At 63.4% G+C, this 25,558-nt stretch carries 23 protein-coding genes; 15 read left to right on the top strand and 8 right to left on the bottom strand.

Features of this window, described 5'->3' with window-relative positions; translation table 11 throughout:
* Nucleotides 1–3: 3 nt before the first annotated feature.
* The gene (gene mtgA, locus IPF49_16665) at nucleotides 4–684 is read right to left on the bottom strand and encodes a monofunctional biosynthetic peptidoglycan transglycosylase (GenBank protein MBK6289233.1); all 681 of its coding nucleotides are present in this window, start codon (nucleotides 682–684) and stop codon (nucleotides 4–6) included.
* 116 nt (nucleotides 685–800) lie between these two features.
* Between mtgA and IPF49_16670 the strand changes: the two genes are divergently transcribed.
* From IPF49_16670 to IPF49_16685, 4 genes are all read left to right on the top strand, one after another.
* On the top strand, nucleotides 801–1,796 hold the full coding sequence (locus IPF49_16670) for a thiamine pyrophosphate-dependent dehydrogenase E1 component subunit alpha (protein ID MBK6289234.1): 996 nt from the start codon (nucleotides 801–803) through the stop codon (nucleotides 1,794–1,796).
* Nucleotides 1,793–2,761 carry an alpha-ketoacid dehydrogenase subunit beta gene (locus tag IPF49_16675; GenBank protein ID MBK6289235.1) on the top strand — a complete coding sequence of 323 codons (969 nt, stop codon included), beginning with the start codon at nucleotides 1,793–1,795 and terminating at the stop codon, nucleotides 2,759–2,761. Before IPF49_16670 ends, IPF49_16675 begins: the two co-directional genes overlap by 4 nt.
* 22 nt (nucleotides 2,762–2,783) lie before the next feature.
* Nucleotides 2,784–3,023: a biotin attachment protein gene (locus IPF49_16680; GenBank protein ID MBK6289236.1), complete on the top strand. Its 240-nt coding sequence runs from the start codon at nucleotides 2,784–2,786 to the stop codon at nucleotides 3,021–3,023.
* Nucleotides 3,024–3,460: 437 nt separating this feature from the next.
* On the top strand, nucleotides 3,461–5,770 hold the full coding sequence (locus IPF49_16685) for an EAL domain-containing protein (protein ID MBK6289237.1): 2,310 nt from the start codon (nucleotides 3,461–3,463) through the stop codon (nucleotides 5,768–5,770).
* 2 nt (nucleotides 5,771–5,772) lie between these two features.
* On the opposite strand, the gene IPF49_16690 is transcribed toward IPF49_16685, so the two are convergent.
* Nucleotides 5,773–6,291 carry a hypothetical protein gene (locus IPF49_16690; GenBank protein MBK6289238.1) on the bottom strand — a complete coding sequence of 173 codons (519 nt, stop codon included), beginning with the start codon at nucleotides 6,289–6,291 and terminating at the stop codon, nucleotides 5,773–5,775.
* A gap of 191 nt (nucleotides 6,292–6,482) precedes the next feature.
* Here IPF49_16690 and IPF49_16695 point away from each other — a divergent pair, with 191 nt between their 5' ends.
* Nucleotides 6,483–7,286 (top strand): class I SAM-dependent methyltransferase, encoded by an 804-nt coding sequence (locus IPF49_16695; GenBank protein MBK6289239.1) that lies wholly within the window; start codon nucleotides 6,483–6,485, stop codon nucleotides 7,284–7,286.
* Here IPF49_16695 and dapE read toward each other — a convergent pair.
* Genes dapE through map form a run of 6 tightly spaced genes read right to left on the bottom strand, consistent with a single transcriptional unit; the run spans nucleotide 7,262 to nucleotide 14,581 of the window.
* Entirely contained in the window at nucleotides 7,262–8,410 is a 1,149-nt protein-coding gene (gene dapE, locus IPF49_16700; protein ID MBK6289240.1) for a succinyl-diaminopimelate desuccinylase, read from the bottom strand. The two genes, IPF49_16695 and dapE, sit on opposite strands and share 25 nt — an antisense overlap.
* 21 nt (nucleotides 8,411–8,431) lie before the next feature.
* Complete coding sequence (gene dapD / locus IPF49_16705; protein MBK6289241.1) at nucleotides 8,432–9,457, bottom strand: 2,3,4,5-tetrahydropyridine-2,6-dicarboxylate N-succinyltransferase; 1,026 nt, start codon at nucleotides 9,455–9,457, stop codon at nucleotides 8,432–8,434.
* A 39-nt stretch (nucleotides 9,458–9,496) separates the two neighbouring features.
* Nucleotides 9,497–9,847: a Spx/MgsR family RNA polymerase-binding regulatory protein gene (locus IPF49_16710; protein MBK6289242.1), complete on the bottom strand. Its 351-nt coding sequence runs from the start codon at nucleotides 9,845–9,847 to the stop codon at nucleotides 9,497–9,499.
* Between the two features lie 36 nt (nucleotides 9,848–9,883).
* Nucleotides 9,884–11,095 carry a succinyldiaminopimelate transaminase gene (gene dapC / locus IPF49_16715; protein MBK6289243.1) on the bottom strand — a complete coding sequence of 404 codons (1,212 nt, stop codon included), beginning with the start codon at nucleotides 11,093–11,095 and terminating at the stop codon, nucleotides 9,884–9,886.
* Nucleotides 11,092–13,782: a [protein-PII] uridylyltransferase gene (gene glnD, locus IPF49_16720; protein MBK6289244.1), complete on the bottom strand. Its 2,691-nt coding sequence runs from the start codon at nucleotides 13,780–13,782 to the stop codon at nucleotides 11,092–11,094. The genes dapC and glnD overlap by 4 nt, the downstream gene beginning before the upstream one ends.
* 13 nt (nucleotides 13,783–13,795) lie before the next feature.
* Nucleotides 13,796–14,581, bottom strand: a complete 786-nt coding sequence (map, locus tag IPF49_16725; GenBank protein MBK6289245.1) for a type I methionyl aminopeptidase — start codon at nucleotides 14,579–14,581, stop codon at nucleotides 13,796–13,798.
* 379 nt (nucleotides 14,582–14,960) lie between these two features.
* Between map and rpsB the strand changes: the two genes are divergently transcribed.
* The 10 genes from rpsB (at nucleotide 14,961) to IPF49_16775 (ending at nucleotide 25,538) form a co-directional block, all read left to right on the top strand.
* A complete protein-coding gene (gene rpsB, locus IPF49_16730; protein MBK6289246.1) occupies nucleotides 14,961–15,704 on the top strand; it encodes a 30S ribosomal protein S2 in 744 nt (247 codons plus the stop codon).
* 105 nt (nucleotides 15,705–15,809) lie between these two features.
* On the top strand, nucleotides 15,810–16,670 hold the full coding sequence (locus IPF49_16735; GenBank protein ID MBK6289247.1) for an elongation factor Ts: 861 nt from the start codon (nucleotides 15,810–15,812) through the stop codon (nucleotides 16,668–16,670).
* Between the two features lie 124 nt (nucleotides 16,671–16,794).
* Nucleotides 16,795–17,517, top strand: a complete 723-nt coding sequence (gene pyrH, locus IPF49_16740; protein MBK6289248.1) for a UMP kinase — start codon at nucleotides 16,795–16,797, stop codon at nucleotides 17,515–17,517.
* Between the two features lie 23 nt (nucleotides 17,518–17,540).
* Nucleotides 17,541–18,098, top strand: a complete 558-nt coding sequence (frr, locus tag IPF49_16745; protein MBK6289249.1) for a ribosome recycling factor — start codon at nucleotides 17,541–17,543, stop codon at nucleotides 18,096–18,098.
* Between the two features lie 32 nt (nucleotides 18,099–18,130).
* Nucleotides 18,131–18,895, top strand: a complete 765-nt coding sequence (gene uppS / locus IPF49_16750) for a di-trans,poly-cis-decaprenylcistransferase (GenBank protein ID MBK6289250.1) — start codon at nucleotides 18,131–18,133, stop codon at nucleotides 18,893–18,895.
* Nucleotides 18,895–19,734, top strand: a complete 840-nt coding sequence (locus IPF49_16755) for a phosphatidate cytidylyltransferase (GenBank protein ID MBK6289251.1) — start codon at nucleotides 18,895–18,897, stop codon at nucleotides 19,732–19,734. Before uppS ends, IPF49_16755 begins: the two co-directional genes overlap by 1 nt.
* The gene (locus IPF49_16760; protein MBK6289252.1) at nucleotides 19,725–20,921 is read left to right on the top strand and encodes a 1-deoxy-D-xylulose-5-phosphate reductoisomerase; all 1,197 of its coding nucleotides are present in this window, start codon (nucleotides 19,725–19,727) and stop codon (nucleotides 20,919–20,921) included. The genes IPF49_16755 and IPF49_16760 overlap by 10 nt, the downstream gene beginning before the upstream one ends.
* Before the next feature lie 13 nt (nucleotides 20,922–20,934).
* Nucleotides 20,935–22,299 (top strand): sigma E protease regulator RseP, encoded by a 1,365-nt coding sequence (gene rseP / locus IPF49_16765; GenBank protein ID MBK6289253.1) that lies wholly within the window; start codon nucleotides 20,935–20,937, stop codon nucleotides 22,297–22,299.
* A 56-nt stretch (nucleotides 22,300–22,355) separates the two neighbouring features.
* Nucleotides 22,356–24,977, top strand: coding sequence for an outer membrane protein assembly factor BamA (gene bamA, locus IPF49_16770; GenBank protein MBK6289254.1), 2,622 nt, complete (start codon nucleotides 22,356–22,358; stop codon nucleotides 24,975–24,977).
* Between the two features lie 42 nt (nucleotides 24,978–25,019).
* Nucleotides 25,020–25,538: an OmpH family outer membrane protein gene (locus IPF49_16775; GenBank protein MBK6289255.1), complete on the top strand. Its 519-nt coding sequence runs from the start codon at nucleotides 25,020–25,022 to the stop codon at nucleotides 25,536–25,538.
* Nucleotides 25,539–25,558 lie beyond the last annotated feature (20 nt).

The following is a 25,558-nucleotide window of genomic DNA, read 5'->3' on the forward strand; positions in this document are numbered from 1 at the left end:
CGCTCAGCGCCGTGCGATATTCGCGATACACCCGAGTTGCGCTGCCGAGAGCCGCGCACTTTGGGTCTGTATGAAGCGTGCGCGGCGCTGTACGTAGTCACTGGGTCGTGACGGACTCCATTTGACGGGGCTGGGCAGCACGGCGGCGAGACGCGCCGCCTGCACCGGGGTGAGTTGCGCGGCATTCACCCGGAAATGGAATTGCGCCGCGGCCTGCGCGCCGAACACCCCCGGTCCCCATTCGGCGATATTCAGGTACACCTCGACGATGCGGCGCTTGGGCCACAGCGCATCGAGTGCCAGGGCCAGCGGAATTTCCAGCGCCTTTCTGAATACCCCGCCACCGTTCCACAGGAAAAGATTGCGCGCCACCTGCATCGTGATGGTGCTGGCGCCGCGCAGTCGCCCGGAATCGCGGTACTCCTGCGCCGCGGTCTCCACGGCCTGCAGATCCACGCCACGGTGCAGGCAGAAACCGCTGTCCTCTGCCGCCACGACTGCCAGTGCCAGCGGTCGCGCGATCGCTTCGAGCGGCACGCCTTGGTGCCAGACCAGGTGGCCGCGCTCGACCGAGCGGATGAGCATCAGCGGCGTCACCGGTGGCAGCACGTAACGATAGACCGCCACGCCGAGCAGCCAGTACAGCAGCACCGGTGTCAACAGCAGTGCGATGCTTCGTAACAGGTACCTGCCAATCACCGTTCCTGATCCCCCTATTTTCGGGTTCCAAAACAGGTTAGTGTCACGAATTACTGCACGAATTGCGCTCGATAGACAAGCGAAGGATCTGGAGTCCGGACATGAACAGCGAAATCGAGATCGAAGGCTTTCGCCGCATGCTGCGCATTCGCGGCTTCGAGCAGGCCGTCACCCGACTCATCAATGAAGGCGAGGTGCCCGGTGCGTGCCATTCGAGCATCGGCCAGGAGGCGGCCGTCGTCGGCGCCTGCATGGCTTTGCGCCAGGATGACTACATGTCGGGCACCCACCGCTCCCACGGCCATCCCATCGGCAAGGGTGCGGATCTGAAGCCGCTGATGGCCGAGATTCTTGGCAAGGCGACGGGGGTGTGCAAAGGCCGCGGCGGTTCGATGCACCTGACCGACACCTCGGTCGGCAGCATTGGCGAATCGGCGATCGTCGGTGGCGGCATCTCGCTGGCAACGGGCGCCGCGTTGAGCGCCCAGGTGCGCGGTACCGATCAGGTCGCCCTGTCCTTCTTCGGCGACGGCGCGGTCAATGAAGGCGCGTTCCATGAATCGCTGAACATGGCCGCCGTGTGGAAATTGCCGGTGATCTACTTCTGTGAAAACAACCGCTATGCCGCCGTGACTGCGGCGGCCTCCACGCATGGCCAACCGGATGTGGCGCGCCGCGCCGAGGGCTATGGAATGCCCGGCGTGATCGTCGACGGTCAGGATTTCGAGGCAGTTTTCCGTGCCACCGCCGAAGCTGTCACGCGCGCCCGGCGCGGCGAGGGACCGACGCTTATCGAGGCCAAGACCTACCGCTTCGATGAGCACTGCGTCGGTCTCTTCGTCAATGGTGCCTATCGACCCAAAGAGGAACTGGAACGCTTCAAGGCCGAGGGCGATCCCGTTGCGTTGTTCAAGGCTGCACTGCTTGCGCGTGGAAACAGCGAGGCTGCCCTGGCCGGGATCGAGGAGGAGGTATCGCGCTCTGTAAACGCGGCCGTCGAGTTTGCCAGGGAAAGTCAGTTTCCCGATCCGGGCGAGGCATTTGAACTCGTTTATTCCAGCCCTGTCATCCGCAACCCGAGGGGTGCAGCACGATGAGCCAGACCGCCAGGATCAGCTATCTCGATGCTCTCTCCCTCGCCCAGCGCGAGGAAATGGCGCGCGACCCCAACGTCATCATCATCGGTGAGGATATCTCCCTGTACGCCGCTGGTGGAGCCTATGGCGATATCGACCCCAAGCGGATCCGCAGCGCGCCCATCTCGGAGAATGGCTTCTCCGGCATGGCGGTCGGCGCTGCGATGACGGGCCTGCGACCGATCGTCGACCTGACCATCGCGAGCTTCGTCTATCTCGCCTCCGACCCGATCATCAACCAGGCGGCCAAGTTGCATTACATGAGCGGGGGACAACTGCGTGTGCCGGTAACCTTCCGTGCGTCGATGTGGCATAACCAGGCGAATGCGGCGCAGCATTCCGACCGCCCCTATCCGATGTTCATGAACGTGCCGGGTTTGAAGATCGTGGTGCCCGCGACGCCCACCGATGCCAAGGGTTTGCTCAAGGCGGCGATCCGTGATGACGACCCGGTTCTGGTTTTCGAGGACAACGACCTCTGGAGTATGCGCGAAGAGGTGCCGACTGATACGGACTTTGTCGTGCCGATCGGAAAGGCGGCCGTGCGCTGCGAAGGCAGCGACGTGACCATCGTGTCGGTCGCCGGTTGCCTCAAGGCCTCACTGGCTGCCGCCAAGGCGCTTGCGGCCGACGGCATCGGTGCCGAGGTGATCGATCTGCGCACACTGGTGCCGATGGATACGGATGCGATCCTCGACTCGCTCGGCAAGACCGGCCGACTCGTGATTGTCGATTATGCGCACCGCACCTGCGGCGCGGCGGCGGAAATTGCGGCCATTGTTGCGGAAGAGGGTTTCGATCTGTTGAAGAAGCCGATCCGTCGCGTGACCACGCCGGACGTGCCGATTCCGTTCAGTCCCCCGCTCGAGAAACCACTTTATCCGAACAGGGACAGCATTGCGGCCATCGCGCGCAGCCTGATGTGAACCGCAACACGGGAGGCGACAGATGAAGGTCAAGGTGATCATGCCCAAATGGGGCACCGGCATGAACGAAGGCACGATCCTGCGCTGGTACAAGGCCGTAGGCGACACGGTCACACAGGGCGAGCCACTTGTGGAAATCGAAACCGCAAAAGCAGTACAGGATCTCGAGGTGCCGGTGACAGGAACCCTCACGTCGATCCTTCTGGCGCAAGGTGAGGAAGCCGAGGTTCGCACCCCGATTGCGTTGATCGAAACACAGTGAGCGCACTTCCTCGCGACGGATCTGCTGCAGCGCGAGCGCGATTGTCAGGCTCGGCAAGGCTGCCAGATTGCCGCCTCGCAAAAGGCCACCCCACTGGCTCCTGGTGGTAATGCACGGCGAACAGGAAGTTCATCGCCGCGGTTCCTGCGCGTTGAGATTGCTCAGGTAAAACAGAGGGCATTCATGATGAAAACGGACCGCGGCGCATGCGCGCGGCGAGTCAGACCATTGGCGGCAGCGTTTCGCGGCATTGAAAATCAACACGGTCGCCGCCGGGACCTGTCGGGCCAACCTGATTGTGATCGGCTATTGCATCGTCAACGGATTACCGTGGATTTTCGACTGGAAGGCAGTCGGAAGAACCAATCGCGAGCGTCCGTTTCCCGCAGCGCGAAAATGACCTATTCTGACAAGCGTTGCTCGTGACGGGAAGGAATATGTCGGCACCGCAGGTGCAAGGCAGGACGCGTGATCCGCTCAAGGCGCAGTTTTTCGCGGCTGCGGCGTTGTTCGTGCTGCTGTTTGCTTTGTATGCATGGCAGACGGTAGCGCAGCAGCGCGCGGACGCGGAAGCCGAGTTACGCTATGTCAACCGTTTGTTCGCCGAGGGAACGCGCGCCACGCTGATCGTGCAGGAGTCACGCCTGCGCATGATCGGAGAACAATTGCGCCAGCTCGGGGTTGACGAGAATCCCGAGAACGGACGCGCGCTGATCGAGCAGGTTGCCAGCGCCGACAGCGGTATCAAGGCCTTCGGGCTGGTACGAGCGGACGGACAGCTGGTGCTGACGAGCGGTGTTGCCGCCGGCACCAGGCTTCCCAACCTGGCTCTTGGCGAGAACACCCGCGAGAGTTTCGCCGCGGCATTGCACAGTCACACCCTGAAAATCGGGCGTCCCTATTTCATCGAGCGGCTGAACGACTGGGTGATCCCGATGCGGGTGGCGATCCCGGAACCCGATGGCAGCGTGCGCTGGGTGATGACTGCAGGGCTCGATCTCGATGGTGGCAACACGCTCTGGGCACGACTGCAACAGCCACCGAAGACCGGGCTTGCGGTAATCCGTGACGATGGCTACCTGCAATACGCGTCAGTGGTGAATTCCCCGTACATGAACCGCGACACCCTGCGCAAGTTCTACGGGGCGCCGCTCCCGTCGATGGTGATCCAGCAGCTCGGGGCACTCATCGAGTCAGAAAGGCAGGTCGCCCGGTTGGCGCTGCCAGGGCTCGGCGGCGAATTCCTGGTCTCCGTGGTGCATCTTCCCGAAAGCGGCCTGACAGTGGTGGCGGGCACCTCGATGAGACTGCTCCGTTTGCGCGTCCTGAAAGCCCTGGCATTGCCGCTGCTGCTGATGTTCGGTTATCTGCTGGCCACCTGGCTGGCTTACGGCTATGCGCGCGCCCAGCAGCGTCGTCACGACGGCCGGCTGATGCACCTGGCGCATTACGATCCACTCACCAACCTGCCGAACCGGACCCTCGTGATGGACCGCCTGCGCCAGGCGATTGCGATGTCGATGCGGCAGAATCGCGGTGCGGCATTGTTGTTCGCCGATCTCGACAACTTCAAGGTGATCAACGATACCTACGGGCATCGCTTCGGTGACCGTGTCATTGTGCGCATGGGGGAGATTTTCGGTGCCGCGGTGCGTCCCGGCGATACCGTCGCGCGGCTCGGCGGTGACGAGTTCCTGATCGTGTTGCCCGACCTGATCGATGACGGCGATGCGAAACTGGTCGCCGAGCGCATTCTCGCGCGCTTTCGCGATGCCATCGAGATCGATACGCAGCAGATCCACACCTCGGTCAGTATCGGGATTGCGGTGGGACCGCGCGATTCGGATGATCCCGAGGAATTGATGCGTCACGCCGATCTCGCGCTCTACGATGCCAAGGGGCGCGGGCGTCACTGCTACAGTTTTTTCGACGCGCGGTTGAATCACGCCGCACAGCGACGCACCGCGGTCGAGACGCACCTGCGCGTGGCGTTGCAGAACCAGCAGGAACTGAGCGTGCACTACCAGCCGATTCACGACCCCGGAGTCGAGGCGCGAATGCACGGCGTGGAGGCCCTGGTGCGCTGGTATTCCGCGGAGCTTGGCCAGGTATCCCCCGAAGAGTTCATCAAGATCGCGGAAGATGCGGGCCTGATCGGCGATATCGGCCAGTTCGTGATGCGGCGCGCGATCTTCGATGTCGCGGCTCTGAACGCCGATCTCGGCGTGCAGTTGCGGCTCTCGGTCAACATATCCGCCTCCGAGTTCCGCGAAGGTCGCCTGCTCGATACCCTGAGCGCGCATTTGCGCGAGGCTGGAATGGCGGCCAAACATCTCATGCTCGAACTCACCGAGAGCGTGATGATCCAGGATCTCGCGCGCGTCAAGACCCAGCTCGCCTCGATCCGGGCGCTCGGCGTCGGGGTTGCGGTCGATGATTTTGGCACCGGTTATTCCTCGCTTTCCTATCTCAACCGGCTGCCCATCACCACGTTGAAGATCGACCGTTCCTTTGTGCGCGATCTGTGCGCCGACACCGAGGATCGCGCCCTGATCCGTTCGATCATCGCGTTGGGGCACGGACTCGACATGACCGTGGTGGCGGAGGGTGTGGAGACCGCGGAGCATGTCGCGTTGCTGCGCGAGATGGGTTGCGACCTGCTGCAGGGTTATTTCTTTGCGCGCCCGCTACCGATTGCACAGCTGCGCGCAATGCTCGAGAGCTCCGCGCGTATCGCCATGGCCTGATCTCAGGGGCCGGCGCAATGCGCGGGCTGGTCGATTATGGTCGTGCCGCAGGCGTGTATTGCGGCGATATCGGCGCAGTCGAGCGCGTCATTGCCGGCCAGGGCAATCTGCTTCGCGGTGCCCTGGCACAGGCGGGTATCGAGCGATTCCAGGGCGTTGCCACGCGCCTGCAGAAGCTCCAGCTTCCCCAGCGCATAGATCGGAGACAGATCGCTGATCGCGTTGTCGTCAATGCCGAGCCGTTCCAGGTTGCCGAAAATCTCGATTCCCTGGAGACTGCCGATGCCGGCGCTGGAGCAGTTGAGATCCTCGAGTGTCTCGGCGCTCTTGATATTGCCATCGCTGATTGCCTGCTCGACACAGGCGCGCAGGCCCTCATCGGCAATGTCGAACTCCGAGAACAGTTTCGGTTTCTCGAACACGGTACGCTCGTTCACGGTGTAGGTATAACCTTCACAAGCGCTCAGCGCCGAGAGCAATACGGCCATGCCGGCAGCAACAACGGGGGATTTTGTGTTCATTGGAAGTCCTTTATGGTCCGGTTCCGCTTGCCATTGCGTCCTTTGCCAAGCCTACTACATTTCGGGTCTCCCGAATGATGTTTCAGGCCCTGCGAGGCTGTCGTGGATGCCGGCTGGGTGCGCCACGGTGAATCCCTGTACCCGGGATGAAAGGGCCGGCAATACCGCCATTGGCTTCGGGCCCGGCGCCGATGGCCGCTGACGGCAGTGTCGCGCTCGCCTGCCTGGACGAGGCAAGCACCGCGCGCGCCGGCACGCTGGCGCAGGTGCTGGGGCTCGACAGTGTCGTGCTGGGCAACAACGACTGGCGGCAACACGCCGGTCATGTCTATTTGCTGCTGGTGAGCAAAGCGGGATTGGCACTTGGCATGACCGGAAGTGCCCGCATGCTGGCGGTGCGCGCCGATTTTGCCGATCCGGCGTTGTGGTACCGGATGCGGGGGCCGGGCGCGCGCCGCGAGGACCTGGCACGCGCGGTTGGTGTCTATCAGCGCCGTGCCCTGCGCGTGGTCGATGCGACGGCGGGATGGGGGCGTGACAGTGCAGTGCTGGCCGCGCTTGGTTGCGAAGTCTCGATGATCGAGCGCCAGCCGTTGATTGCCGCGCTGCTCGACGATGCCCTGGTGCGTGCGCGCTCGTGCGAGCGCGATGAGGTGCGGCAACTGGCGGCGCGGCTGAGGCTGATTTGCGCCGATGCGCGCGGTGTGTTGCATGCGTGGGCCGCCCCGGCACCCGATGTGGTGCTGCTCGATCCGATGTTCCCCGAGCGCCACGGCAGCGCGGGGGTACGCAAGGAGATGCGATTCTTTCAGGGTGTCGTCGGCGGCGACGAGGATGCACCATCACTGCTGCAAGCCGCGCTCGGGAGCGCCGTGCACCGGGTTGTGGTCAAGCGTCCGCGCAAGGCGCCGCCGCTGGCCGGGCCGCAACCCAGCCATGCGATCGAAGGGCGCAGTACCCGTTTCGATGTCTACGCGTTGCGCAAATTCGCCTGACCGCAGAGCAGCTTTTGCAGGATGTTCTGGTACATCGCGCTGAGTGAATCGAGATCGCTCGCGCGCACGCATTCGTCGACCTGGTGAATGCTCGTGTTGCAGGGGCCGAGTTCGATCACCTGGCAACCGAGCGGGGCGATGAAACGCCCGTCCGAGGTGCCGCCGCTGGTCAGCAGCTCGGGCGCGGCTGAAGTCTCCTCGGTGATTGCCGCGACGGCTGCATCGAGCAGTTCGCCGCCGGCGGTCAGAAACGGCTCGCCGTGCAGGGTCCATTCGATCGTGTAGTCGAGACCGTGACGGTCGAGCAGCTCATGGACCCGCTCGCGCAATCGCGCGGTGCTCGATTCGGTGCCGAAGCGCAGGTTGAACAGCACCTGCATGTCACCGGGGATCACATTGGTGGCGCCGGTGCCGGCGTGGATGTTCGATATCTGCAATGAGGTGGGCGGAAAGAATTCATTGCCATTGTCCCAGCTGACGCTCGCCAGCTCGGCCAGCGCTGCGGCGGCGCCGTGGATGGGGTTGAGGGCGCGCTCCGGATAGGCAACATGGCCCTGCACGCCGCGCACCGTGAGTTCGGCACCGAGCGAACCGCGCCGCCCCACCTTGATCGCATCGCCAACCACAATGCTGCTGGACGGCTCTCCCACCAGGCACCAGCGGATCTGCTCGCCGCGCGCGCGCAGGTATTCGACCATGCGGCGCGTGCCGTCGATCGATGGCCCCTCTTCGTCGCTGGTGAGCAGGAACGCGATCCGGCCGTGTGGCCGCTGCGTGGCGAGCAGGCGCTCGCAGGCGGTGACCATTGCCGCCAGGCTGCCCTTCATGTCGGCCGCGCCGCGGCCGAGCAGCATGCCGTGCTGAATCAGGGGTGCGAAGGGCGGGTGAAGCCACGCGCTTTCCGGTCCCGGCGGTACCACGTCGGTGTGTCCGGCAAAAACGAACAGCGGCCCCTCGGTGCCGTGCACTGCCCACAGGTTGTCGACCTCGCCGTAGCGCAGGTGCGTGCATTCGAAGCCGAGCTTCCCGAGGCGTGCGCCGAGCAGCTGCTGGCAGCCGGCATCGTCGGGCGTAAGGGAGCGGCGCCGGATCAATTCGATGGCCAGCTCCAGGGTCGGGGACAGCGCCTCGGGGTTTGTCATCGCTCAGTTATGGCTGTGGAGTGATTCGTTGAGGGCGATCGCGGAGCGGTTGCTGAGACACTCGATGGCGCCGTTCAGCGAATTGCGCCGGAACAGCATGTCGGACCCTCCGCTCAGTTCGCGCGCGGCCACTGTCTTGACCACCGCGCCCATTTCATCGCGCACCGTGATGCGCGAGCCGGCGGTCACATAAAGTCCGGCTTCCACGGTGCAACGATCGCCGAGCGAGATGCCGATTCCCGCATTGGCCCCGACCAGGCACTCGCGTCCCACCGCGATGACGCTGCTGTTGCCGCCCGACAGGGTACCCATGGTCGAGCAGCCCCCGCCCAGATCGGAGCCCGCGCCGACGAACACGCCCGCCGATATGCGCCCTTCGATCATGCACGGCCCTTCGGTGCCGGCGTTGAAATTGACGAAACCCTCGTGCATCACGGTGGTGCCCTCGCCGAGATAGGCGCCGAGGCGCACCCGCGAGGCGTCTGCAATCCGTACTCCCGCGGGCACCACGTAGTCGGTCATGCGCGGGAACTTGTCGATACCATGCACGATCAGGGTGCGCCCGGCGAGGCGTGCCTGCAGGCGCCGCTCGTCGAGTTCGACCACCTCGATCGCCCCTTCGCTGGTCCAGGCGACGTTGGGCAAAACCGCGAACAGGCCTTCGAGGTTCTGCTGCCGTGGACGGCACAGGCGATGCGAGAGCAGATGCAGTTTGAGATAGGCCTCGGCCACGCCGCGTGGCGGGGCGTCGGTGGCGAGACAGGTGAGCAGCTGTGGCCGATCCGTGCCGGCGAGCCGTTCGATCAGTGCGGCCTGTGCTTCGAAGCCGGTGGTGCGCATCAGGCGGCACAGATCCCGCAACGAGCCGGCGTCCGGTTGCAGCGTTTCGTTGCCGCCCTGGTATGCGCAGGATTGCGCCAGCGCGGCACCGAGCGCTGCGTCCGGTGCGCGCAGCGGCGCCGGGTAGAAGACTTCGAGCCAGTCGCCGCGTGTGGCACGGGTGCCGATCCCGACTCCAAAGGCAAACAGTGGTGCCGTCATGGACAATGGTTTCTCCAGCAGAATTTCTCAGGTGCGCGGAAACAGGTTTTCGTAGTCGGCCTTGCTGAACCCGCTGTGCAGCAGATCGTCACCGACCAGCACCGGGCGCCGTATCAGGGTGGGATTGGCAAGGATCACCGGAACCGGATTTCCCTGGTCGACCTGCTCGCGCTGCGTGCGATCGAGCGTGCGCCAGGTGGCGCTCGACTTGTTGATCAGGCGTTCGCGGCCGAGTTCCTCCAGCCACCGCTCGATGGTGTGGGCATCCACGTGTTCCTTGCGCAGGTCATGGAATTCGTGGGCAATACCGCGCTCTTGCAGCCACTGACGTGCAGCGGCGACGGTGTCGCAGTTGGAAATTCCGTAGACCAGCAGCAAGGCAGGGATTCCACTCCAGGGGATTGACGGGCGAGCTTAGCAGAATTGCGCGCGGTTCACGAAGTCCCGGATCCGGCGTGCGGCCTCGACGCACTCCGCGAGTTCCGCGACCAGTGCCATGCGAACGCGCCCCTTGCCGGGGTCGCCACGCTCATCGGGGCGGCTGAGAAAGCTGCCGGGAAGAACCGTGACGTGGGTGGAGCGGTACAACTCGCGGGTGAATACGCATTCGTCGACCGGCGTGCGCGGCCACAGGTAGAAGCCGCCGGCCGGCGCGCTCAGTTCGAGACAACCGTCGAGCGTCTCGAGTACCGCCCGGAATTTTTCACGGTAGAGCGCGCGGTTGGTACGCACGTGCTGCTCGTCGGACCATGCCAGGCGGCTCGCGTACTGGTGGGGGACCGGCATCGCGGAACCATGGTAGGTGCGATAGAGCAGGAAGTCGCGGATGAGCGCGCGGTCGCCGGCCACGAAACCGGAGCGCAAACCTGGCAGGCTGGAGCGTTTGGACAGGCTGTGGAACGCGATACAGCGGTGAAAGTCCTCGCGACCGGTGGCAACGGCCGCCTGCAATACGCCCACCGGTGCCGCGTTTTCGTCGAGGTAGAGTTCCGAATAGCATTCGTCGGACGCCACGATGAAATCGTGGCGATCGGCCAGCGCAAAGATTTCACGCCAGTCCCCGAGATCCAGCACCGCGCCGGCAGGATTGCCCGGCGAACACACGACCAGCATCTGGCAGCGTTGCCAGTCAGCGGCGGAGACCGCGGCAAAATCCGCGATTCCGGGCCGGTCCTGCCGCTCGGGCAGGAACAGGGGCGTTGCCCCTGCGAGCAATGCCGCACCCTCGTAGATCTGGTAGAACGGATTGGGCATGGCGACCAGCGGCGCGGCATTGGCGGCGCGCGAAACCGCGCACTGGGTAAACGCGAACAGCGCTTCGCGGCTGCCATTGACGGGCAGTACATGGGCGTCGGCCGAGATGCTTGTCGCGGGCAGTTCATAGCGCTGCACCAGCCAGGTGGCGATCGCTTCGCGCAGTTCGATCACACCGGCGGTTTTCGGGTACTGCGAATAGCCGCTGCTGCGGGCGCTGATTTCCTCCAGCACGAAGGCGGGTGCCGCGTGACGCGGTTCGCCGATCGACATCAGGACCGGCGACAGCGCCGCGGGGGCTGGCACCCCCGCGAGCAACGCTGCCAGGCGTTCGAAGGGGTAGGGGTGCAGACGTTGCAGATCGGGGTTCATGTGGCTGACCGGCTGATGCGTGGCGGCTCGCCGATTTCGCTGTCCAGCGCATCGCGTATCGCCTCCTGCAGTGGCTCGCCGAGCGATTCGGCTTCGATCGGCTGCTGGCTGGCATCGGTGATGAAGAACACGTCCTCGACCCGCTCGCCGAGCGTGGTGATGCGGGCATTCTGTACCTTGATGCCAAAGGCCAGGAACACGCGCCCGATGCGCGCCAGGAGACCGGAGCGATCGGGGGTCATGATCTCGAGTATCGAATAGCCCTTTTCGGCGTCGGCCACCAGGCGGGTTCGGGTAGGCGAGCGGAAGTGCTTCAGCGCGCGCGGGGTGTGGCGCTGGACGATATCGAGAAATTGCTCCTCGCCACGCAGATGCTCGAGCAGGGTGCGGCGGATCTCGCTGCCGCGCGCATCGCCGTGATCGACCGGCTTGCCATCGAGATCGAGCACGAAAAAGGTATCGAGCGTGTGATGGTCGGCGGATGAATAGACCCGCGCGCCATGCACGTTGAGACCGAGTTGTTCCATGGTTGCGGTAATGACCGCGAACAGGTTGTCGCGATCGGGCGTGTAGATGAAGATCTGGGTCACTGCATCGAAACGGTTACCGGACTGCTTCAGCAGCACCAGAGGGTCGTCGGGAGTCTGGCTGCCAAGAATTGCCTCGGTGTGCCAGGCCACGTCTTCGGCGGTTTCACGCAGGAAATAATCATCGCCCATGTGTTGCCACAAGGCTTCGGCGCGCTGCGGCGCGACATTGCGTGCCGCCAGCAGCACCAGCGCGCCGGCCCGCGTCTCGGCGACCCGCTCGCCACTGTCGACCGGATTTTCCAGACCCCGGCGCAACGCCCGTTTGGTCTCCACATAGAGTGCCTGCAACAGGCTCGCGCGCCAGCTGTTCCACAGCGTGGGATTGGTTGCGTTGATATCCGCAACCGTGAGGGTATAGAGGTAATCCAGGTGCAGCTGGTCGGAGACCAGCTGCGCGAAGTTGTTGATCACCTCCGGGTCGGACACGTCCTTGCGCTGCGCGGTGGTCGACATCACGAGGTGGTTGCTGACCAGCCATGCGACGAGGTTCGCCTCGCGCGCACTCAGTTCCAGCCGCAGGCAGAAATCATGCGCATCGCGTGCGCCGAGTTCCGAATGATCGCCGCCGCGTCCCTTGGCGATGTCATGAAACAGGCCAGCGAGATACAGCAACTCGGGACGCGGCAGGCGACGCACCGCGAAACAGGCGGTCGGGAACATCTCGCGGCTTTCCGGCAGGAACAGGCGACGCATGTTGCGCACCACCCGGATGGTATGTGAATCGACCGAGTAGACGTGGAACAGGTCATGCTGCGTCTGGCCGATGATGCGTCCGAACTCGGGAATGAAACGCCCCAGAACGCCATAGCGCTTCATCCGGTCGAGCTGGGTGGCAACCCGCCACGGCGAGCCGAGCAATTGCAGGAACAGGCGGTTGGCGCGTGCATCGTGGCGCAGTCCGTCATCGATCATGCGTTGCTGCTGGTGAATCAGGCGCATCGTGGTGGCGCGCACGCCGACGATGAACTGGTGCTGTGCCATCAGCACGAATATCTCGATCAGCGCATATGGCGTGACCCGGAACACGGTGTCGCTGGTCGCCTCGATATAGCCGTTGCAGACCCGGAAGCGCGGATTGAGCTCGTAGATGTTCACTGGCTCGCAGGCGCGCAGGATCGCCTCGTCGAACAGTTGGGTCAGCATTTCGTTCAGCACGCCGAGTTTCAGCACCCAGCGGAAGTAATCCTTCATGAAATGCTCGACCGCGAGCCCGCGCTTGTCGTCCTCGTAGCCGAACAGCCTGGCCAGGCTCAACTGGTAATCGAACAGCAGCCGGTCCTCGGCGCGATCGGCCAGAATGTGCAGTCCATAGCGGACCCGCCACAGAAAATCCTGCCCGGTGCTGAGTCCCTGGTATTCGGACTCGGTCAGAAAGCCCTGGGCCACGAGCTCGAGCGTGCTTGTGGCGCGGAAATGGCGCTTGGCCACCCAGCCGACCGTCTGTACATCGCGCAATCCGCCCGGACAACCCTTGATATTCGGTTCGAGGTTGTACTCGGTGTTGTTGAACTTGCGATGACGCGCGATCTGTTCGTCCCACTTGGCGCGGAAAAACCGGGCGCTCGGCCAGATCTGGTCGGGTCCGGTCAGCGCGGACAGACGCTCGAGCAGCGCGCCCTCACCGGCGACGATGCGAGCCTCCATGATGCTGGTTGCGATGGTGATGTCGGCGAGCGCGGCGGCGCGGCATTCCTCGATGGTGCGCACGCTGTGACCGATGGCGAGGCCGGTGTCCCACAGGAAGGTGATGAAAGACTCGAGCGCCGCGGCGTTCGCGCCGCGGATCTCCGCCGCCTCGAGCAGCACCAGCACATCGACATCCGAATGCGGGTGCAGTTCGCCGCGCCCGTAGCCGCCCACCGCCACCAGCGCGATGCCCGGGTGTGCGGAGAGCCCAAGATGAGTCCATATGCAACGCAGGATGGTGTCGATATGGCGTGCCCGCTCGCAGACCAGCGTGCGGATGTCGTCACCCGCGACAAAACGCTGGTCCAGATGGGTGCGCAGCAGGCTCAGTTGTTCGCGAACCGAGGCGAGCAGCGGTGCGCCTTCATCCAGTGTCGCGGCAAGCTGCGACTCGGTCAGGGGTACGCCCACGTATGCTGTTCCCTCACGCGGCGCCGAAGAACGGTTCTCCGCGCCTGGCGGTGAGCACTTCGTGGCCGTCCGCGGTAACCAGGATGGTATGTTCCCACTGCGCCGAAAGGCGCCCGTCCTTGGTCTCGACGGTCCAGCCGTCGCGTTTCGAGAGCTTGGTGAAGCGCTTGCCGGCATTGATCATCGGCTCGATGGTGAAGGTCATTCCCTCCACGAGTTCCATGCCGGTCCCGGCCCGGCCGTAATGCAGCACCTGGGGTTCCTCGTGAAACTGGCTGCCGATTCCGTGCCCGCAATATTCACGTACCACCGAATAATAATTGCCTTCGGCGTGCTGCTGGATCAACTCACCGATATCCCCGAGGTGGGCCCCGGGGCGCACGATTTCGATGGCGCGATAGAGACATTCCCGGGTGACTCTGCTCAGGCGCTCGGCATGGGGCCCGGCATCGCCGACCAGGAACATCGCGCTGGTATCGCCGTGGTAGCCATCCTTCAGCACGGTGATATCGATATTGATGATGTCGCCGCTCTTCAGAATCTTGCGATCCGAGGGGATGCCGTGGCAAACCACCTGGTTGAGCGAGGTACAGATCGATTTGGGAAAGCCGTGATAGTTCAGCGGTGCCGGTATCGCCTGCTGGACCCCGACGATGTATTCGTGGCAGATGCGATCGAGTTCGCCGGTGCTGACGCCGGGCACCACGCTCGGAGCGATCATTTCCAGCACCTCCGCCGCCAGACGACCGGCGACGCGCATCCGCGCGATTTCCTCGGCGGTTTTGACGTAACCCGGCATCGGGTTTGGCTGGCTCCTCATGGTGTTATCGGTTCCCCTGCTGTTGGACATCTGCGACAGGCTCTCGCGGGCGCGGACAATTGTAAACCATTCACGGCCGGTCAATCTTGTCAAAAATGGGGGCCCAGGTTCAATTTGGCCGGAGGACGTGGTATAAAGCCGCCCGCCTCGGAGAGCCGCCAAGCGTTTCCGGGGTGGGGTGAAGTCACACGATCCAGCGCCATCCGGCGTGGACGTTGGGTGACTTGCCCGAATGTCACACATGCACCGTCACATGGGCTGGGGTGCCCACCGACGCGCGCGATGCCTCCGGGTTTCTCGTTGCGGGGTCGGCCCATGGGGTGCGTGGAGGATCAACCCTTATCAATGCAGGTGAACAATGACTACGGTATCCATGAAGGAAATGCTGCAGGCTGGGGTCCATTTCGGCCACCAGACCCGCTACTGGAACCCGAAGATGAAGCAATACATCTTCGGCGCGCGCAACAAGGTTCATATCATCAATCTCGAGCACACGGTGCCGGCTTTCAACGAGGCGCTGGGCTTCGTGCGCCAGCTGTCCTCGAACAAGAACCGCCTGCTGTTCGTCGGTACCAAGCGTGCCGCCAGCAGTATCGTGAAGGAAGAGGCGAGTCGCGCCGGCATGCCGTTCGTGAGCCACCGCTGGCTCGGCGGCATGCTCACCAACTACAAGACCATCCGTGCCTCGATCAAGCGGCTGCGTGAGCTCGAGCAGCAGAGCATGGACGGAACCTTCCTGCATCTCACCAAGAAAGAAGCGCTGATGCGCACTCGCCTGATGGCCAAGCTCGAGCAGAGCATCGGTGGCATCAAGGACATGGGCGGGCTGCCGGATGCGATATTCGTGGTCGACGTCGATCATGAGCGCATCGCGGTGACCGAGGCCAACAAGCTCGGCATCCCGGTCATCGGCATCTGCGACAGCAACAGCGATCCGACGGGCATCGATTACCTGATTCCGGGCAATGATGATTCGATTCGTGCGGTCAAGCTGTATGTGTCGGCGGTTGCGGATGCCTGTCTCGCCGGTCGCCAGGATGCCGGCGGTGCGGTCGCGAAGGATGAGTTCGTCGAAGTCGCCGCGCAGGAGCGCGCCGGCTGATCGACATTCGCCGACCGGAAAGGTCCGGCCGGCATCGAATCGAAAGCGGCGGCCCGTGAGCCGCCGCTTTCGCATGCAAATTCAGCAAATCCGGAGGTAATCGAAATGGCGGACATCAGTGCTGCAATGGTAAAGGAACTGCGCGAGCGTACCGGTCTGGGCATGATGGAGTGCAAAAAGGCACTGGTCGAGGCAAATGGCGATCTGGACGCCGCGGTCGACGAACTGCGCAAGTCGAGCGGCATGAAAGCGGCCAGGAAAGCAGGGCGCACCGCTGCCGATGGCGTGATCTGCGTGCGCGCGGCAGACGGGCGAGGTCTCATCATCGAGGTCAACAGCGAAACCGATTTCGTGGCGCGTGACGCCAACTTTCTTGGCTTCGTCGCCAAGGTGGCCGATCAGGCGTTTGCCGCAAAGCTCGGCGACGTGAGCGCGCTGATGAGCGGCGCGCTGGAGACCGAACGCGCCGCCCTGGTGCAGAAGATCGGCGAGAACATCTCGGTGCGGCGCCTCGACTCGATGGATGTGGGCGGCGGGGTGCTCGGCAGCTACGTGCATGGCAACAACAAGATCGGCGTACTGGTCGGACTGCGCGGTGGATCGGCCGAGCTCGCGCGCGATGTGGCGATGCACGTGGCGGCGCTGAACCCGCAGTTCGGAACGCCGGCCGAGGTGCCCGCCGCCGTGATCGATAAGGAGCGCGAGATTCTCGTGGCCCAGGTTGCCGACAGCGGCAAGCCGGCCGATATCGTGGCCAAGATGGTCGACGGTCGGGTGCGCAAGTTTCTTGCCGAGATCAGTCTTTCCGAGCAGTCCTTTGTCAAGGATCCCGATACCACCGTGGGCAAGCTGCTGAAGCAGGCGGGGGCCGAGCTGATCGGCTTCGTACGCTTCGAGGTCGGCGAGGGCATCGAGAAGGAAGACAAGGATTTCGCGGCCGAGGTGGCGGCGCAATTGAAAGGCTGATGCCGGGGGCGCTGCACGCAACGCCGCGCCGGACGTGCCGGCGCGCCGGGGGGTGCGAAGCGGCAGACGCCACGCGTATATGGCTGTAGACTTGCGCCCGTGCGATTTCCAGACGAGTCTCCCGATGCAAAAGCAGAAAGACAAGAAATACAAGCGGATCCTGCTCAAGTTGAGCGGTGAGGCGCTGACCGGTAACGAAGGCTACGGTATCGATCCGAAGATCCTCGATCGCATGGCGCTCGAGATCGGACAGCTGGTAGGGATCGGGGTGCAGGTCGGACTGGTGATCGGCGGGGGCAACCTGTTTCGCGGTGCCTCGCTGCATGCCTCCGGCATGGACCGCGTGACCGGCGATCATATGGGCATGCTGGCCACGGTGATGAATGCGCTGGCGATGCGCGATGCGCTGGAGCGCTCCAATATCTCCTCGTCGATCATGTCCGCGATTCCGATGAGCGGGATCGTGGATCACTACGACCGGCGCAAGGCGATTCGCCAGCTTGGCCAGGGTGATGTGGTGATCTTTGCCGCGGGTACCGGCAATCCGTTTTTCACCACCGATTCCTCGGCTTGCCTGAGGGGCATCGAGGTCGATGCGGAGCTGGTGCTGAAAGCCACCAAGGTGGACGGGGTCTACACCAGCGATCCCCTGACCAATCCCGATGCGGTGCGCTTCGAGCGGCTCGGTTTTGACGAGGTGCTGGCCCGCAAGCTCGAGGTGATGGACCTCACCGCGATCTGCCTGTGTCGCGATCACCACATGCCGGTGCGCGTGTTCGCGATGGACAAGCCCGGCGCGCTGCTCAGTATCGTGATGGGCGGCGACGAAGGCACCCTGATCGATTAGCCGTTGCTGCAGAGGAACTTGTCGTGATCAATGAGTTGAAGAAAGATGCCGAGACCCGCATGGGCAAGAGTGTCGAGATGCTGGGGCTGGCGTTCAACAAGATCCGCACCGGGCGGGCCCATCCGAGCCTGCTCGACACGGTCCGTGTCGCCTACTACGGCAACGAGGTGCCGCTCAGCCAGGTGGCGAACATCAGCGTCGAGGATTCCCGCACACTGATGATCACGCCGTGGGAGCGGGCCATGGTGCCCGAGGTGGAAAAGGCCATCATGAAATCCGATCTGGGGCTGAACCCCTCGAGCGCCGGACAGGTCATACGCCTGCCGATGCCTGCACTCACCGAGGAGACGCGCAAGGGTTTCATCCGCCAGGCGCGTCACGAGGCGGAAGCCGCACGGGTGTCGGTGCGCAATATCCGTCGCGACGTGAACGGTGATCTGAAAGCCCTGCTGAAAGACAAGACGGTTTCCGAGGATGAGGAGCGGCGCGCCCAGGACGAGGTGCAGAAGCTCACCGATCGTTTCGTGTCCGAGATCGATCATATGCTCGCGTCCAAGGAAAAGGACCTGATGGATATCTGAGCGCAGGCCAGCGGGCGCGAGTCGCAATTCCCATGGCATCCACGCCATTCGTTCCGGAGGTCGAAGCACCGGGCAACATACCGCAGCACGTGGCCATCATCATGGATGGCAACGGCCGTTGGGCCAAGGCGCGCGGCTTGCCCGCGATCGCCGGCCATCGTGCCGGCATCGAGGTGATCCGCAAGCTGCTCGGCGCGTGCCGCGAACATGGGGTCGAGGTGCTGACACTGTTCGCATTCAGCAGCGAGAACTGGCAACGTCCGCGGGAGGAGGTGCGTGGCCTCATGGCCTTGTTCATGCGCTATCTGCGCGCAGAGGTACGCAAGCTCCACGGCAACGGGATCCGTCTGCGGGTGATCGGTGACCGGGAGCGTTTCGCCCCCCGGTTGCGCCGGCTCATGCAGGACGGTGAACGGCTGACCGCGGACAATCGCGGATTTACCCTCGTCATCGCGGCGGATTACGGTGGCCAGTGGGATATCGTGCAGGCTGCGCGGGCGATTGCCGTCGAGGTAGCTGCCGGACGCATCGCTGCGCACGAGGTCGATGCCGAGCGTCTCGAGCAGCATCTCTGCCTGAGCGATCTGCCGCGCCCGGACCTGCTGATCCGCACCGGTGGCGATCATCGCATCAGCAACTTCCTGCTCTGGCAACTGGCCTATACCGAGTTGTATTTCACCGAGTGCTTCTGGCCGGATTTCGATGCCGGGGAGTTCGCGGCGGCGCTGCGCGATTACTCCGCCCGCGAGCGCCGTTTCGGCGCGCGCCCGGCGCGGATTGCGAGCGAGAAATCCTGATGCTGAAACAACGCTTCATTACCGCGCTGGTTTTTGCCGTGCTCGTGGTGGCGCTGATCCTGCTTGCGCCGCCGGCGTGGATGGGCATGGCGTTTGCGCTGCTGGTGCTGGCGGCCTCCTGGGAGTGGGCAGCACTGGCCGGGTTGGCCACGCGAACGGGCAAAGGAGCCTATGTCGCGCTGATCGGCGTCGTGCTGGGAGGCGCATGCCTGCTGCTGGCGCCATGGTCGATGCAGCCGGGTTCCGGTCTCGGTGCGCTGTTCACGCTGGCTGTCTGCGCCTGGTTGCTGGCGGGCCTGGGCGTGGTACTGTATCCGCGCGGCGCCGGGATCTGGGGTGGCAACGACCGTTTGCGGGCGATGGGTGCGCTGGTGCTGGTGCCTCCGTGGCTTGCCGCGCTGTTCCTGCGCTCGCTGCCCAATGGCGAATACCTGGTGATCTGTGCCATCGCGATCATCGCGTTTGCCGATATCGGCGCCTATTTTACCGGGCGTGCGCTGGGTGGTCCGAAGTTGATGCCGCGAGTCAGCCCTGGCAAGACCTGGTCCGGCTTCTGCGGGGGCGTTGCCGCGAGCATGGCCCTGGCAGTGCTGGTCGGCGTGGTGGTGGGCATCAGCGGCGCGCGTCTCGGCGCCTGGCTTGCCGTGACGCTTGGTGCCGTGCTTGCCTCGGTGGTCGGCGATCTGCTGGAAAGCATGGTCAAACGCCACAGCGGGATCAAGGACAGTGGCTCGCTGTTGCCTGGTCACGGGGGTCTGTTCGACCGGCTCGACAGCCTGACCGCGGGCCTGCCGGTGTTTGCGTTCGGTCTGATGTGCGCGGGTGACCCATGGAAGTAAGCGGCGGCGTACGCAGCATTGCGGTACTCGGCTCCACCGGCTCGATCGGCGTGAGCACGCTCGACGTGATCGCGCGACATCCGCAGCGCTTTCGGGTATTCGCCCTGAGTTGTGCGACGCGCTGGCGCGAGTTGCTGGCGCAATGCCAGGCATTTTCCCCAGAGTATGCCGTGGTGGTCGATCCTCGTGCGGCGGCGCAGTTGCGCGCGGCGATCGCGGAGTCCGGTCTCACGGTCGACGTGCTGGATGGCGAGCAGGGACTGGTCGAGATCGCCACCCATGCGGCGGTCGATACCGTCATGGCAGCCATCGTCGGTGCGGCGGGACTGATGCCGAGCATCGGGGCGGCCCGCGCCGGCAAGCGGGTGTTGCTGGCGAACAAGGAATCGCTGGTCATGGCCGGAGCCTTTTTCATGGATGCGGTGCACGCGGGCGGCGCTGAATTGTTGCCGATCGACAGCGAACACAATGCCATTTTTCAATGCCTGCCGGGCGGCTATCGCAGCGGCGAACGGGAAGTGGCGGTGCGCCGCCTGTTGCTCACGGCCTCGGGCGGGCCGTTTCGTGAACTTGCACCGGAGCAACTGGCGCGCGTGACGCCGGAACAGGCGGTCAAGCACCCCAACTGGGTGATGGGGCGCAAGATCTCGGTCGACTCGGCGAGCATGATGAACAAGGGTCTCGAACTGATCGAGGCGTGCTGGATGTTCGCGATGCCCGCCGATCGCATCGAAGTCGTGATCCATCCGCAGAGCGTGGTCCACTCGCTGGTCGAGTATGTCGACGGCTCGGTGCTGGCGCAGCTTGGCAACCCCGACATGCGGGTTCCGATCGCTTGCGGCCTGGCGTGGCCCGAGCGTATCGAATCGGGAGCGGCCTCGCTCGATCTGGCCGGCGGGCCGGCGCTGGCGTTCGAGAAACCCGACCTGGGGCGCTTTCCCTGTCTGGGTCTGGCGATGCACGCGGCGCGTGTTGGCAGATCCGCGCCGGTGGTGTTGAATGCGGTAAACGAGGTCGTGGTGGCTGCGTTCCTCGAAAGACGGATCGGCTTCACCCGGATCGCCGAGCTGATAGACAGGGTGCTGCAACGGCACATTGTCGCAGAACCGGAATCGCTGGAGCATGTCAAAGCCCTCGATGCCGATGCGCGCGTGCTGGCGCGCGAGCTGCTCGGCGTGCTGGATTAGCGGGGGAAAAGACATGGATATGCTGCAAACCATCCTGATTACCGTGGTGACCCTCGGGATCCTCGTCGCGGTGCACGAATACGGCCATTTCTGGGTTGCGCGCCGCTGTGGCGTCAAGGTCCTGCGCTTCTCGATCGGTTTTGGCAAGGCCGTATGGCGCCATCAGGGGCGCGACGGGACGGAATACGTGGTGGCCGCGGTGCCGCTTGGCGGCTACGTGAAAATGCTCGACGAGCGTGAAGGGCCGGTGGCCGACGACGAGCTGACGCTGAGCTTCAACCGCAAGCCGGTGCTGGCGCGCATCGCGGTCGTGGCAGCGGGCCCGCTGGCCAATTTCCTGCTCGCCATATTTGCGTTCTATCTCCTTTACATGATTGGAGTGCGCGGTCTGGCACCGGTGATCGGCGAGGTCCGTCCCGGATCCATAGCGGAAGCGGCGGGCCTCGAGCCGGGACAGGAACTCGTGGCCATCGACGGCGAGCCGACTCGCACGCGGCAGGCGGTGGCGATGCAATTGCTGCAGCGGCTCGGAGAGAGTGGCGAGATCCGCTTCTCGGCGCGCTACCCCGATTCGGAACTGGTCTACGAGACCACGGCGCATGTGGAAGGCTGGCTGAAAGGCGCCGACGAACCCGATCTGCTGGACGGACTCGGCATCGAGTATCTGCAGCCGGTGGTCGAGCCGCGGATCGCGGAAGTGATGGCTGGCAGTCCGGCCGAACTGGGCGGCATGCGCCCGGCGGACCGCATTCTCGCCGTCGATGGGGTGCCGGTATCCACCTGGCAGGAATGGGTGGACCTGGTGCGCGACAGCGCGGGAGTGACACTCGGGGTCAAGGTGGAGCGCGACGGGTCGCCGCACCTGTTGCAGATCACGCCTGCGCGCGTCAAGCGCGCGGACGGCAGCGAGGGCGGGCAGGTCGGGGTGTCGGTGCAGGTGCCGGAATGGCCTGCCGAATACCTCAGAATGGAACGCTATGGCCCGTTGAAGGCCTGGACGCCCGCATTGGCCCAGACCTGGTCGCTGTCGGTGTTTACCGTGGACTCGGTCCGCAAGATGCTCGAGGGTCTCATATCACCGAAAAACTTGAGCGGACCCATCACGATTGCTAAAGTGGCGTCCGCCTCGGCGCGATCGGGTTTCGAAGCCTATATCAGCTTTCTCGCGCTGCTTAGCATCAGCCTGGGTGTTTTGAACCTGTTGCCGATTCCGGTGCTCGATGGCGGCCATCTGATGTACTGTTTCATCGAGATGCTCAAGGGCAGCCCGGTTTCGGAGCGGGTGCAGATGCTCGGTTACCAGGTCGGCCTGTTCATTCTGGTCGGCGTGATGATGCTGGCTTTTTACAACGACCTGAGTCGCCTTGCGGCAAACTGATGTGGTTTGCCGCGCAGGGCAGGACTCGACGCACAAGGACCTGCCAGATACCCCCCATGAAGCGATATCTAGTTCTGCTGCCGTTGCTGTTCGGCCTCGCCGGGATGGCATGGGCCGAGTCGTTCGTGGTCACCGACATCCGTGTCGAGGGCCTGCAACGCATTTCCCCCGGATCCGTGTTCAACGATATCCCGATCAAGGTCAACGATCGCATCGACCAGGCGGCGATCGCCGACACCTCGCGGGCGCTGTTCCGTTCGGGCAATTTCGATGATGTGCAGATTGGCCGCGATGGCGATGTGCTGGTCATCACCCTGGTCGAACGACCGTCGATCAGCGAAATCAACATCGATGGCAACAAGGCGATCGAAACCGATGCGCTGATGGACGGACTCAAGGGAGCCGGGCTCGCGGTGGGACAGGTGTTCCAGCGTGCCACGCTCGAGCAGATGCGCGTGGAACTGCAACGCCAGTATGTCAGCCAGGGGCGTTACGATGCCACGATCGAGACCGAGATCGCGGAGCAGGCACGCAACCGGGTCGCGGTGAACATCAATATCTCCGAAGGCAGCGTTGCCGCGATCAAGCACATCAACATCGTGGGTAACTCGGTGTTCAACGAAGACGATCTGGTCGATCTGTTCGAGCTCAAATCCTCGGGCTGGCTGTCGTGGATCACCAGCGATGACAAGTACTCGCGCGAGAAGCTCAACGGCGGCCTCGAGAACCTGAGCTCCTATTATCTCGATCGCGGCTATATCCGCTTCAACATCGACTCGACCCAGGTCGCGATCACCCCGGATCGCAGCGGCGTCTACATCACCGTGAATATCACCGAGGGCGACAAGTATGCGGTGACGAAGGTCGATCTGTCGGGAGATATCGTGCTCTCCGAGGAAGAGATGCGGCGTTACCTGCTGTTGCGCGAAGGTCAGGATTTTTCCCAGGTCCAGGTCACCAATACCGAGGAGCTGATCACGCAGCGCCTCGGCGTGGAAGGCTACACCTTTGCCAAGGTCAACGGGATTCCCGAGATCAACGACGAGGACAAGACGGTCGCGGTCAAGTTTTTCATCGATCCGGGCAAGCGCACCTATGTGCGGCGCATCGAGTTCCGTGGCAACGTGAAGAGCATCGACGAGGTGCTGCGCCGCGAGATGCGCCAGATGGAGTCGGCGCCGGCTTCCTCGGCTTTGATCGAGCAGTCGCGCGTGCGTCTCGAGCGGCTCGGCTTCTTCAAGGAGGTCAAGACCGAGAACAAGGAGGTACCCGGCACCGATGACATGATCGATGTGGAGTACACGGTGGAGGAACAGTCCTCCGGCAGTATCGGGGCAAGCGTGGGTTATGCGCAGGACGCCGGGCTCATCCTCGGCGCGAACCTGCAGCAGAACAACTTCCTTGGCACCGGCAAGCAGATCGGAATCGGCCTGAACACCAGCCAGTACCAGTCGCTCTACAGCTTCAATTACGTCGATCCGTATTTCACGGAAGACGGGGTGAGCCGTGGCTTCACGCTGTTCTACCGTTCGACCGATCTGGAAGAGATCAACGTCGCGAGTTACACCACGGATACCATCGGCGGGACGGTGAGTTTCGGCTATCCGATCAGCGAGACCCAGCGCCTTGGGCTGAGTGTGGGCGTGAATCACACCGATATTACCGCCGGTCGCGGCGCGGTGCAGGAGATCAAGGGCAGCCCGCGCCCGATCAAGAACACCATTGGCTATGTCAACCAGAGCGATCTTTCGCTGACGAACGGCTGGTACCCGCTCGATGCCATCCAGTCCCCGGTACCCGACAGTTTCTTCCAGACCGGCACCCCGGATGGCTTTCTCGATCTGTATGGCGACGTCTATGACAACCTCCTGCTCACCGGCAGCTGGTCGCAGTTCGCGCTGAACCGCGGCCAGCTCGCAACCCGCGGGTATTCGCAGAATCTCTCGTTGCAGGTTTCCACGCCGGGCAGCGATCTCGAGTATTACAAGATCACTTACAACGGCCAGATCTTTCTGCCGTTGTGGCGCCAGTTCACTTTCCATCTGCGTTCCGATCTCGGTTATGGCGGCGGCTGGGGTGACACCAGCGAGTTGCCGTTCTATGAGCACTTCTATGCCGGTGGTTTCCGCTCGGTACGCGGCTACAAGAGCAATACGCTGGGTCCCCAGAGTACGCCGGCCCAGACCTACCGGATCCAGAATGTCCCCGTTTACGACGCCAACGGCAACGTCGTCGACGTGGTCAACGATCAGTACGTCTATATCAGTTGTGCGCCGACGGTCGATGGCGCGGGCGTGGTGCGCTGTGATGGCCCGGATGGCGAAAAGATCCTGGTTGACGGGGTGTACACCAACAACAACGGCACCGATCCCTTTGGCGGCAACATACTCGTCGAAGGCAGCGCCGAGGTGTTGTTCCCCTTGCCGTTCATCAAGGATCAGCGCTCCGTACGCTCGGGCTTGTTCCTCGATTTTGGTAATGTTTTTGATACCAATTGCAAATCCCAGCAATTAATATGCTCCGACCTTGATTTCGGCGAGCTGCGTTACTCGGTCGGCTTCGGAGTGACCTGGATCACCGGTTTCGGTCCAATCACTTTCAGCCTGGCCAAACCGCTCAACGACGAGCGCGAGGACAACACCGAGATCTTCCAGTTCTCGCTCGGTCAGGGCTTTTAAGCGGGTTATTTCCCCATCACCTCAACATTTTGGAGTCGTGTAGTGAAGCGCTTTGGTCGTACAGCGGCGATTGCCTGCCTGATGTGTGTGTTTTCCGCCACCGCTCTTGCCCAGGGCAAAGTCGCGGTACTGAACCTCGAGGAAGCCGTGTTCAGCACGGAAGAAGCCAAAGCGCAGTTCAATATCCTGCGCCAGACGCCCGATTACACCAAGAACAAGAAAGATGCCGAGGCGCTGAAGAAGCAGTACGAGGACCTCGCGGAGCAGTTCAACAAGAACCGCGAAGTCATGAGCGCCGAGCAAGAAGCCGAGCAGGGCCGCAAGATCAAGGAAGTGGGTGCGGACCTCGAGTTCGTGGTCAAGAAACTGCAGCAGTCCGAGCGTGATGTCGCGCAGCGCGTGATGCGTGAAATGATGCCGCGCGCCAACACGGTGGTGATGGACGTGGTGAAAGCCGAGAGCATTGGCCTGTTGCTGAATGCCCAGGCTGCGCTGTACGCGGATGCCGGTTACAGCATCAACGGCAAGGTCACCGAAAAGCTCAACCAGCTGAAAAAATGATGTTGCGCCGCGCCGGCGCA

The organism is Gammaproteobacteria bacterium (genome assembly GCA_016705365.1).
GTDB lineage: Bacteria > Pseudomonadota > Gammaproteobacteria > Pseudomonadales > UBA5518 > UBA5518.

Coding starts and splice junctions, on each gene's coding strand:
- IPF49_16670 (MBK6289234.1), top strand. CDS start 801: ATGAACAGCGAAATCGAGATCGAAGGCTTTCGCCGCATGCTGCGCATT.
- IPF49_16675 (MBK6289235.1), top strand. CDS start 1,793: ATGAGCCAGACCGCCAGGATCAGCTATCTCGATGCTCTCTCCCTCGCC.
- IPF49_16680 (MBK6289236.1), top strand. CDS start 2,784: ATGAAGGTCAAGGTGATCATGCCCAAATGGGGCACCGGCATGAACGAA.
- IPF49_16685 (MBK6289237.1), top strand. CDS start 3,461: ATGTCGGCACCGCAGGTGCAAGGCAGGACGCGTGATCCGCTCAAGGCG.
- IPF49_16690 (MBK6289238.1), bottom strand. CDS start 6,291: ATGAACACAAAATCCCCCGTTGTTGCTGCCGGCATGGCCGTATTGCTC.
- IPF49_16695 (MBK6289239.1), top strand. CDS start 6,483: ATGGCCGCTGACGGCAGTGTCGCGCTCGCCTGCCTGGACGAGGCAAGC.
- dapC (MBK6289243.1), bottom strand. CDS start 11,095: ATGAACCCCGATCTGCAACGTCTGCACCCCTACCCCTTCGAACGCCTG.
- map (MBK6289245.1), bottom strand. CDS start 14,581: ATGCCGGGTTACGTCAAAACCGCCGAGGAAATCGCGCGGATGCGCGTC.
- rpsB (MBK6289246.1), top strand. CDS start 14,961: ATGACTACGGTATCCATGAAGGAAATGCTGCAGGCTGGGGTCCATTTC.
- IPF49_16735 (MBK6289247.1), top strand. CDS start 15,810: ATGGCGGACATCAGTGCTGCAATGGTAAAGGAACTGCGCGAGCGTACC.
- pyrH (MBK6289248.1), top strand. CDS start 16,795: ATGCAAAAGCAGAAAGACAAGAAATACAAGCGGATCCTGCTCAAGTTG.
- uppS (MBK6289250.1), top strand. CDS start 18,131: ATGGCATCCACGCCATTCGTTCCGGAGGTCGAAGCACCGGGCAACATA.
- IPF49_16755 (MBK6289251.1), top strand. CDS start 18,895: ATGCTGAAACAACGCTTCATTACCGCGCTGGTTTTTGCCGTGCTCGTG.
- IPF49_16760 (MBK6289252.1), top strand. CDS start 19,725: ATGGAAGTAAGCGGCGGCGTACGCAGCATTGCGGTACTCGGCTCCACC.
- rseP (MBK6289253.1), top strand. CDS start 20,935: ATGGATATGCTGCAAACCATCCTGATTACCGTGGTGACCCTCGGGATC.
- bamA (MBK6289254.1), top strand. CDS start 22,356: ATGAAGCGATATCTAGTTCTGCTGCCGTTGCTGTTCGGCCTCGCCGGG.